Source organism: Nocardia veterana NBRC 100344 (assembly GCF_000308855.1).
GTDB classification, from domain to species: domain Bacteria; phylum Actinomycetota; class Actinomycetes; order Mycobacteriales; family Mycobacteriaceae; genus Nocardia; species Nocardia veterana.
Genome location: NZ_BAGM01000084.1, coordinates 26,031 through 35,270 on the forward strand (window position 1 = coordinate 26,031; position 9,240 = coordinate 35,270).

General features: G+C 70.1%; 10 protein-coding genes and 1 pseudogene. 5 read left to right on the forward strand and 6 right to left on the reverse strand.

Annotated features, from left to right (window positions below; genetic code table 11):
* Positions 1-61: 61 nt before the first annotated feature.
* On the forward strand, positions 62-1,306 hold the full coding sequence (locus ON37_RS14820) for an ArsB/NhaD family transporter (RefSeq protein WP_051031609.1): 1,245 nt from the start codon (positions 62-64) through the stop codon (positions 1,304-1,306).
* On the opposite strand, the gene ON37_RS14825 is transcribed toward ON37_RS14820, so the two are convergent.
* Positions 1,296-1,868, reverse strand: a complete 573-nt coding sequence (locus tag ON37_RS14825) for a TetR/AcrR family transcriptional regulator (RefSeq protein ID WP_040720061.1) — start codon at positions 1,866-1,868, stop codon at positions 1,296-1,298. The genes ON37_RS14820 and ON37_RS14825 overlap by 11 nt on opposite strands.
* A 90-nt stretch (positions 1,869-1,958) precedes the next feature.
* On the opposite strand from ON37_RS14825, the gene ON37_RS14830 reads away from it, so the two are divergent.
* Complete coding sequence (locus ON37_RS14830) at positions 1,959-2,936, forward strand: quinone oxidoreductase family protein (RefSeq protein ID WP_040720063.1); 978 nt, start codon at positions 1,959-1,961, stop codon at positions 2,934-2,936.
* Positions 2,937-2,950: 14 nt separating this feature from the next.
* On the opposite strand, the gene ON37_RS14835 is transcribed toward ON37_RS14830, so the two are convergent.
* The 5 genes from ON37_RS14835 to ON37_RS14855 form a co-directional block, all read right to left on the reverse strand.
* A complete protein-coding gene (locus ON37_RS14835) occupies positions 2,951-3,508 on the reverse strand; it encodes an LppU/SCO3897 family protein (protein WP_040720081.1) in 558 nt (185 codons plus the stop codon).
* 110 nt (positions 3,509-3,618) lie between these two features.
* Complete coding sequence (locus tag ON37_RS14840; protein WP_040720065.1) at positions 3,619-3,876, reverse strand: YciI family protein; 258 nt, start codon at positions 3,874-3,876, stop codon at positions 3,619-3,621.
* Positions 3,876-4,376, reverse strand: a complete 501-nt coding sequence (gene nusB / locus ON37_RS14845; protein WP_040720083.1) for a transcription antitermination factor NusB — start codon at positions 4,374-4,376, stop codon at positions 3,876-3,878. Before nusB ends, ON37_RS14840 begins: the two co-directional genes overlap by 1 nt.
* Before the next feature lie 108 nt (positions 4,377-4,484).
* Complete coding sequence (gene efp, locus ON37_RS14850) at positions 4,485-5,048, reverse strand: elongation factor P (RefSeq protein ID WP_040720067.1); 564 nt, start codon at positions 5,046-5,048, stop codon at positions 4,485-4,487.
* 82 nt (positions 5,049-5,130) lie between these two features.
* A complete protein-coding gene (locus ON37_RS14855; RefSeq protein WP_040720069.1) occupies positions 5,131-6,267 on the reverse strand; it encodes a M24 family metallopeptidase in 1,137 nt (378 codons plus the stop codon).
* A 173-nt stretch (positions 6,268-6,440) separates the two neighbouring features.
* Here ON37_RS14855 and ON37_RS14860 point away from each other — a divergent pair, with 173 nt between their 5' ends.
* The 3 genes and pseudogenes from ON37_RS14860 to ON37_RS34165 all read left to right on the forward strand — a co-directional run.
* The gene (locus ON37_RS14860; protein ID WP_040720085.1) at positions 6,441-6,980 is read left to right on the forward strand and encodes a prepilin peptidase; all 540 of its coding nucleotides are present in this window, start codon (positions 6,441-6,443) and stop codon (positions 6,978-6,980) included.
* Between the two features lie 44 nt (positions 6,981-7,024).
* A complete protein-coding gene (gene aroC, locus ON37_RS14865) occupies positions 7,025-8,245 on the forward strand; it encodes a chorismate synthase (RefSeq protein ID WP_040720071.1) in 1,221 nt (406 codons plus the stop codon).
* Positions 8,246-8,301: 56 nt separating this feature from the next.
* Positions 8,302-8,817: pseudogene (locus ON37_RS34165) on the forward strand (shikimate kinase); the annotation flags it as partial.
* Positions 8,818-9,240 lie beyond the last annotated feature (423 nt).

Genomic DNA, 9,240 nt, shown 5'->3' on the forward strand with positions numbered 1-9,240 from the left:
GCTCGGCGCATGGGAGCCGACCGGTCCGCGCGGCCGTGCCCGGCGATGCGATGATGGCCGGATGTCCGAACCGGTGACGCCCGAGTGCCGTACGCACGACTCGGAGCCGGAAGAGGCGGCCGCGCCCCGCCTGCTGGATCGGATTCGCATCGCCGTACTCGTGGCCGGCGTCGTGTGCGTCCTGGCCGGATGGCTGCCACGCGCCGACGCCGAGGCGAATATGCGCCGGATCGGGCCGCTGTTGTTGTTTCTCGGCAGCGTTATCGTGCTGGCCCACTTGGCTCGCCGGGCACAGGTATTCGATGTGATCGCCCACCGCATCGCGATCGCGGGACGGGGACACTACCCGGCCCTGTTCGTGCTGTGCGTCGGTTTCGCCGCCGCGACGACGACGGTGCTCAATCTGGACACCACCGCGGTCCTGCTGACCCCCGTCATGCTGGCCTTGGCCGGGCCCGCACGGATCCCCGCGTTGCCGCTGGCCATGACGACGCTGTGGCTGGCGAACACCGCGAGCCTGCTACTGCCGGTGTCCAACCTCACCAATCTGCTCGCCGCCGACCGAATCGGGCTCGACGCCACCGCCTTCGCGGCCAGAATGTGGCTGCCGCAGCTGATCTCGCTCGCCGCGACCATGGCGGCGCTGTGGATCTGGTACTGGCGACGCGGTCGCCGCGGTACCGATCGCTACGTGCCACCGCCCCCGATCCGGTTGCGCACCAGACGGGAGCGCGCGCTGTTCAGCACGGCCGGCGGCGCCTGCGTGCTGTTCGTCGCGGCGATCCCGTTCGTCGGCGACGACATCGGCTATGCCGCCCTCGCGGCGGCGATCCTCGCGATCGCCGGATTCGCCGTCCTCGACCGGGAGGCGCTGCGGCCGTCCCTGATCCCGTGGCAGCTGCTGATCTTCGTGGTCGGCTTGTTCTTGGTCATCCCGACCCTGGGCCGGTACGGACTGTCGGATCTGATGGCCGCGCTGATCGGTACGGATTCCGGAGCGGCCGGGGCCTACCGCGCGGCCGGGGCCGGCCTCGGCCTGTCGAACATCGTCAACAACCTGCCCGCCTACACCGCCGGCGAGGCGGTCATACCGCCCGACCACCGAAACCAATTGCTGTCCTTGCTGATCGGCACGAACGCCGGCGCGCTCGCCACGCCGTGGGCGTCGCTGGCCACGCTGCTGTGCCTGGAATTCTGCCGCTCGCACGCCGTCCGGGTGCCGCCCCTTCGTTTCGTGGGTACCGGCCTGGCGCTCGGCGTGATCGCGACCGCCGGCGCCGTGGGCGGCGTCCTGCTCACGGGCTGACCACGGCCAGCACCACCTGACGCACGGCCACCCGCAGCCGCGCCGCCTGCCCCTCGCGCACTGCGGTGAGGGCGTAGTCGCTGCCCAGCATGCCGAACAGGAGATGACCCACCGCCTCGGCATCGATGTCCGGACGGGCCTCGCCCAACAGCTTCGTGATGTGCTCCGCCCACGTGGCGTGAAACTCCGAGGTGCGCGGATGCGGGGGCACACTGCGGTAGGCCGCGACCATCAATTCGACATTGTCGGCGACCATCGTCGCCATCGCATCGAAGAAGGCGAGCAGCCGTTCCCCCGCCGGCGCCCCCGGACCCAGCGGCGGCGGACCGTCGGTGATCGCGGCCCGCAACGTGTCGGCGGGTTCGGCCACCATCGCGTGCAACAGCCCGGCGCGGGAGCCGAAGCGATGAAACACGGTGCCCTTGCCGACTCCGGCCGCCGCGGCCACCCGATCCATGGTCACGGCCTCGGCCCCGCCCTCGGCCAGCAGCGCGCGGGTCGCATCGAGGATCGCGCGCCGATTGCGCGCCGCATCGGCTCGTTCTCTGCGCTGCTGCGCCACGGTGCACTCACTCCCGTTGACAAAGTTGACCGACGGTCCATATTCTTCCGGACGAAGTATCTGGACCGTTAGTCAAGTTATGAGGTTGATATGCAGGCAATCGTAATGACCGGCGTCGGCGGACCGGAGGTCCTCGTCGCGCGGGAGGTGGACGAGCCCAGCCCGCAGCCCGGCGAGCTGCTGGTCCGCGTGGAGGCGGTCCCGGTGCTGTACCCGGAGACGATGTTGCGTTCGGGCATGTTCCCGACGCCGGCCCCGACCCCGACGGTTTTCGGCACGCAGGCGGTCGGGGTCGTCACCGCCGTCGCCGACGACGTCGACCCCGAATGGAAAGGACAACGGGTTCTGGTGGCGCGCAACGATTTCGGCAGTTACGCCGAATGGATGTGCGCCCCCGCGGAATCCGCGGTGCGCGTGCCGGACACCTTGAGCCCCGATGCCGCCGCGGCGGTGGCGATGAGCGGATCGGTGGCCCTGACCCTCCTGGAGACCGCGGCACTCTCCGGCGGCGAGACGGTCCTGATCGAGGCCGCCGCCACCGGAATCGGCGGCTACCTCACCCAGTTGGCGCGGCGAGCCGGCGCCGCGCACATCATCGCCACCGCCGGCGGGGCGGCCAAAATCGAACGCGCTCGCGAACTAGGCGCGCACACGGTCGTCGATCACCGCGATCCGGATTGGCCGCGCCGGCTCGGCGAACGCCTCGGCGACACCACGGTCGACGTGGTTTTCGACTCGATCGGCGGCGAGAGCGCCGCGGCCGTTCTCGACCTCATGACCCCGTTGCGGGGCCGGATGCTCGGGTACGGCTGGCTTTCCGGCGCCCCCGCTGAGGTGACGACGATGGACCTGATCATGCGCGGTCTCACCTTCACCGGATGCTCCGGGCCGCAGTGGCTGGCTCGGGTGGCAGCCACGCGGGCGGCGGCGTTCGAACTCGCCGCCGCCGGTGATCTCACCGTGCTGATCGACAGCGTGCTAGCGCTGACGGATGCGGCCGAGGCCCATCGACGGGTCGACGAGCGCAGTACCGTCGGCACGATCGTGCTGCGCCCCGAATCCGTCTGAGCGCCGCGACCGGCTCACTTCGGTTGTGCCAGACAGAATGTCGTCTGCGGTTCCGACAGCGTGATCACGCTGTCGGACTCCGGCCCGCACAGCGTCTCGTCGGATTGCCCGTCGATGCGCTGGGCGACCCGGAAACTCGCCTCCGAGGAGGCGCAGTCGGCGTACTTGTAGCCGCTGAGCGGTGAATCCGCGTAGCAGAGGCCCGCTTTGAAATTCGGTGCCAGGCACAGGTACGCGAGCGTGCCGCCGTTGAGGGTTTCCTCGTACGAGGTGAAATCGGCGCCGCACTCGACCTTGTCGTCGTGCACCTGAGCCACCTTGTAGACGGCCTTGTCCGACGTGCAGGCGACCGGTTCGGTGTCGGAATCGACGGCCGAAGCGTTGATCACGTTGATGCAATCGCCGACCTTCGCCCGGGCGGTATCGGATTTGTTGTGGTCCTTGGCGACCTGAACACCCTTGTCGACGCCCTTTTCGACCGCCGAGCATCCGGTCGTGGCCAGGGTCGCCGCCGCGACGATCGCCGGGGCGAGACGCAGCACCGCACGTGCTGTCGCCGAATTGAACCGCATCCGTTCCACCTTTTCTAGGTCAAGTGACCGGAACAGTATGCGGGCGAGGTGGCGATCCGTGAAATTCGGCGGGTTTGCCCGAATTCGGCGGGCCGTGGCGCGCCGTCGGTTCAGCCGGTGATCTCCCATTCGTGCACCGTCAACGCGGAGGCGCCGGTGGTGTGGATCGGGTCGGTGAACACCAATTCCCGTGCCGCGGAGAGGTTGTCGGCCAGCACGACATACGCGCCCCCGCTGCCGTCGGTGAATCGCCCGGTGCAGTCCAATTGACCGCGGGCGCGCACCTCGGCCAGCCACTGCCGATGCGGCTCGATCACCGCATCGGACCAGGTCGAGGTGCGCATCGCGAGCACGAGGTATTTGGTCATCACGCTCCGCTGTCGCGGCGGGTTGCCGCCGCGGCCGCACGCACCTGATCGGCGAGGGTCACGATGCGACCGAGGACGCCGTTGACGAAGGCGGGCGAATCGTCGGTCGACAGTTCCTTGGCCAGCTCCACCGCCTCGTCGACGGCCACGACGGGTGGAACGTCGTTGGCGTGGAACAACTCCCACACGGCCACTCGCAGAATCGCGCGATCCACCGCCGGCAGGCGGGCCAGCGTCCAATCCTGCAAATAGGACTCGATGGTGCCGTCCACGCGATCCAGATCGTCGGCGACGCCTTCGACCAGGGTCCGGGTGTACGGGTTCACCGGAGCGACCTGGTCGTCGCGACCGGCCAGCTCGAGGCGGTCCGCGACCAGGTCGGCCGGGTCGATATCGCGGGCCTCGGCCTCGAAGAGCAGGTCCACGGCACGCCGGCGAGCCTTGTGCCGGGCACCGAGTTTCTTGTGGGTGGACTTCTTGTCCACAGGCTGATCAGCCACGATCACCATTATCCCGTTCGCAGTGTCGACGGCGGCGCGAGCGATATCGGAAGATCGATACGCGCGCGCCGCCCATGGTTCCGGCGCCGGGCCGGTGCAGCCGTCGGATCAGGCGTTGACCCGGCCCAGGTAGCTGCCGTCGCGCGAGTCGATCTTCAGCTTGTCGCCGACGTTGATGAACAGCGGCACCTGCACCTCGGCGCCCGTCTCCAGGGTGGCGGGCTTGGTGCCGGCGCTGGAGCGGTCGCCCTGCAGACCGGGCTCGGTGTGGGTGACCTCGAGTTCGACGGTGACCGGGAGCTCGACATACAACGGCGCACCCTCGTGCGTGGCGACCTGCACGGTCATGTTCTCGAGCAGGAAGCCGGCGCCCTTGCCGATGGTCTGCTCGTCGATGCCGATCTGGTCGAAGGTCTCGCCGTCCATGAAGATGTAGTCCGACCCGTCGTGGTACAGGTAGGTCATATCGCGCCGGTCGACGGTAGCGGTCTCGACCTTCACGCCAGCGTTGAACGTCTTGTCGACCACCTTGCCGGACAGCACATTCTTCAGCTTGGTCCGCACGAACGCGGGACCTTTGCCCGGCTTCACGTGCTGGAATTCGACGATCTGCTGGAGCTGACCGTCGATCTTCAGCACGAGGCCGTTCTTGAAGTCGCTGGTGTCCGCCACTGTCCTCGGATCTCCTTGTTAGTACTTTTCGACGTTCTGTCGGCCGGCTCCGTGCGGGCCGGCCGGATCGGGCAGGCCGAGGTCAGTCGACCACGGTCAGGTCTTTGCTGGTGTGGGTGAGCAATTCCGGCTCCCCCGCGCGAACCACGAGCGTGTCCTCGATGCGAACTCCACCGCGGCCGGGGAAATACACACCTGGCTCGACGGTCACCGCCACGCCATCGAGCAGTGTACCGGTCGCGGTTTTGGCGACCGGAGGCGCTTCGTGGATCTGCAGGCCGACACCGTGGCCGAGGCCGTGGACGAACAACTCGCCGTGCCCCGCGGACTCGATCACCGCCCGGGCGGCGGCGTCGACAGCCGCGCAGGGCACTCCGGGAGCGAGCGCCTCACGACCCGCGCGCTGCGCCTCGTAGACGAGTTGATAGATCTCGCGCTGCCAGTCGGTCGGCTCACCGAGGACGAACGTGCGCGTCATATCGGAGTGGTAGCCGTCGACGACCGCGCCGAAGTCCAGTTTCACGAAATCGCCGGGCGCCAGGATCGCTCCGGTCGGCCGGTGATGGGGCACCGCGGAGTTCGCGCCCGCGGCCACGATGGTCTCGAAGGCGATCGCGTCGGCGCCGTATTCGAACATCAGCCACTCCAACTCGCGGGCGACCTCGCGTTCGGAGCGCCCCGGACGCAGGCTGCCGCGCTCGAGCAGGGTGGCCAAGGCGGCATCGGCGGCCGCGGCCGCGGCGCGCAGCCGGCCCACCTCGTAGTCGTCCTTCACCGTGCGCAACTGTTCGACCAGGCCCGGCGCCGGCACGAACTGCAGCCCGCTGCCCTGCTCGACGAAGCCGCGATGCTGGTCGACGGTGACCACGTGGCTTTCGAAACCGATCCGTCCGAGTTGCCACTCGCCCGCCAGCTCGACCAGACGGCGCGCACTGGCGCGCGCGATCTCGGCGCGGACATCCGGGACCTGTTCGCCAACCTGGGTGATGTAGCGGCCGTCGGTGCAGATGACGGTCCGCTCGCCGTCCTCGCCGACCTGGCTGCCGTCCCAGGAATACACCAGCAGTGCGGCGTTGGAGCCGGTGAAGCCGGTGAGATACCGAATATTCACCAGGTCGGTGACCAGGAGGGCGTCGACCCCGTTCTCCACCAACAGGTCTCGCAATCCGGCCCGACGCGCCGCGTGGTCGGGACGCCGGGCACCGTCATCTGCAGACATGGCTGCCACGCTACCGCTGTCACGTTGCGAGGTCGTCACGCCGTCACCCGGAACCGCACCGATCGGGCAGGTCGCCCCCCTTGTTACCCGTCGCGTGTTCACAACCGTTGGGGTTGTCCACAATTCGCCTTCCGGGCGGCGGTGCGCCGGCCCTCGTCGACGACGATGAATTCGTGACCGCCATCGCCTACCTCGCCCTGATCGTCTGGTCCGCTGTGCTGAGCGCGATCGATATCCGCAGTCGTCGCCTGCCCGACCTGCTGACGCTGCCGGGCGCGGCGACGATCGTGGCCGTCGCGGCGTCGACGGGCCGCGGGACCGTCGCCCTCGCCGGCGCGGTGCTGCTCGCCGTGCCGTACCTGCTCGTCCATCTCGCCCACCCGACCTCGTGCGGCGCCGGCGATGTGAAGCTGGCCCTCGGCACCGGCGCCGCTGCCGCCTGCGGTGGCGGCCATTGCTGGGTCGTCGCCGCATTCGGCGCGCCGCTGCTCACCGCGGCGGCAGGGCTGGGCGCGCTGATCGCGGCGCGGCCGGTCATCGGCACCGAGGCCACCGTCCCCGCCGATGCGCGCGCCGCTCCCGGTCGTGCGCTGCGGTGGCGCCGACGTGGGCGGACCGGTGGTCTGCACTCGGCGCGCGAGCCCGCGATCACGGTGCCGCACGGCCCCGCCATGTGCCTGGCTACCGTTGCGGCACTGTGGGCGACGCGGTAGGTGCCCGGACACCGATGTCCGGCGAAACGGCGTGACGTGGAAAGATGGAGGCCGTGTTGCGCTGGATTACCGCTGGTGAGTCTCATGGTCCCGCTCTCGTCGCCATCCTCGAGGGGATGGTGGCCGGTGTCGAGGTGACCTCGGCCGATATTGCCGCGCAACTGGCGCGCCGCCGGCTCGGCTACGGCCGCGGCGCCCGGATGAAGTTCGAGGCCGACAAGGTCACCGTCATCGGCGGCATCCGCCACGGCCGCACGATGGGTGGCCCGGTGGCCATCGAGATCGCGAACTCCGAATGGCCGAAATGGACCGAGGTGATGGCCGCGGATCCGGTCGACGAGGCCGAGCTGGCGGAGTTGGCTCGCAATGCGCCTCTGACCCGGCCCCGGCCGGGCCATGCCGACTACTCCGGCATGCTCAAATACGGCTTCGACGACGCCCGCAACGTCCTCGAACGCGCCAGTGCCCGGGAAACCGCGGCGCGGGTCGCGGCCGGGACCGTGGCCCGGCAGTTCCTGCGCCAGGCGCTCGGTGTCGAGGTCGTCTCCCACGTGGTCTCGATCGGTACCGCCACCGCGCGCGCGGGCTACATCCCCGGACCCACCGATCTGGAGGCCGTCGACGCCAGCCCGGTGCGTGCCTTCGATCCCGAGGCGGAGGCCGCGATGATCGCCGAGATCGAAGCCGCCAAGAAGGACGGTGACACCCTCGGTGGCGTGGTCGAGGTCGTCGTCACCGGGCTGCCGGTCGGCCTCGGTTCGTTCGTCAGCGGGGAACAGCGCCTCGACTCCCGCCTGGCGGCCGCGCTCATGGGCATCCAGGCGATCAAGGGGGTCGAGGTCGGCGACGGTTTCGAAACCGCCCGCCGCCGCGGCAGCGCCGCCCACGACGAGATGCGTCCGGGCCCAGACGGGGTGCTGCGCTCGACCAACCGCGCCGGCGGTCTCGAAGGCGGTATGACCAACGGCGAGGCGCTGCGTGTGCGGGCGGCGATGAAGCCGATCTCCACCGTGCCCCGCGCCCTGTCCACAGTGGATATGGCGACCGGCGGCGAGGCCGTGGCCATCCACCAGCGCTCCGACGTCTGCGCCGTCCCCGCGGCGGGCGTCGTCGCCGAGGCCATGGTCGCTCTGGTCGTGGCCCAGGCCGTGCTGGACAAGTTCGGTGGCGACTCGCTGCCCGAAACAGTCGACAACATCGCCGGCTATCAGAAGCGAGTCCACGCCCGCCCCCATATTCCGGGCGCCGTCGCGTCGGAGGCATGAATGGCTGATCCCGCGCGCGGCACCGCCCGGGTCCGGCGCCCGGGACAGCGGTCGTGATCGTCCGCAGCGACCCCGCGCGCCCCAGTGTGATCCTCATCGGTCCGCCGGGCGCCGGCAAATCCACGATCGGCCGCAAACTCGCCCGCGAACTCGGCGTCTCGCTCTACGACACCGATGCCGGTATCGAGGAGGAGACCGGGCGCAGCATCCCCGATATCTTCGCCACCGACGGCGAACCGGAATTCCGGCGGATCGAGGAACGCGTCGTCCGGCGCGCGATCCTCGCCGAACACGGCGTCGTCTCGCTCGGCGGTGGTGCCGTGCTGTCCGAGCGCACCCGTGACCTGCTGCGTGGGCGCACCGTGGTGTACCTCGAAATCAGCATCGCCGAGGGGCTGCGCCGAACCGGCGCCTCCACGAACCGTCCGCTGCTCAACGGCGACGACCCGAGCGCGAAATATCGCGAGCTCATGCGCGTACGGCGGCCGCTGTACCGGGAGGTCGCCTCGATCCGCATCCGCACCGACGGCCGCAGCCCCGGCCGCGTCGTGCGGGCCATCCTCGGAAAGCTCGGCATCGAACCCACCGAACCGTCGGCGCCACAACCGGATTCGAGCCGAGCCGAGGGCACCGGATCCCGCCGCTCGCGATCCCGCGGCCGGCGACGGCGGTCGCGCCCGGCCGCTGCCGCGCCGAGCGACGCGACCGGTGGCAACCGGGCATCGGAGGCGACCGAGCCGACCGCCGAACTACCGGCGACGCAGGCGGATTCGCCCGAGACCGAGCGGCCGCAGCCCCGCCGGCGGGCCCGCCGGTCCCGTCGCGGCGGGCGCAGGCACACACGTCATCGGGCGGCGCCGCCGTCCGATCCCGCCACGGACCTGACCGCATCGCCCCGTCCGGCGCCCGCCACCGCCGAGAACGGGCCCGGGGCCGCAGCGAAACCCGGTGGGGCAATGGCACATTCGCGGTCGGGCCGCATCCGCCGCAGCGCC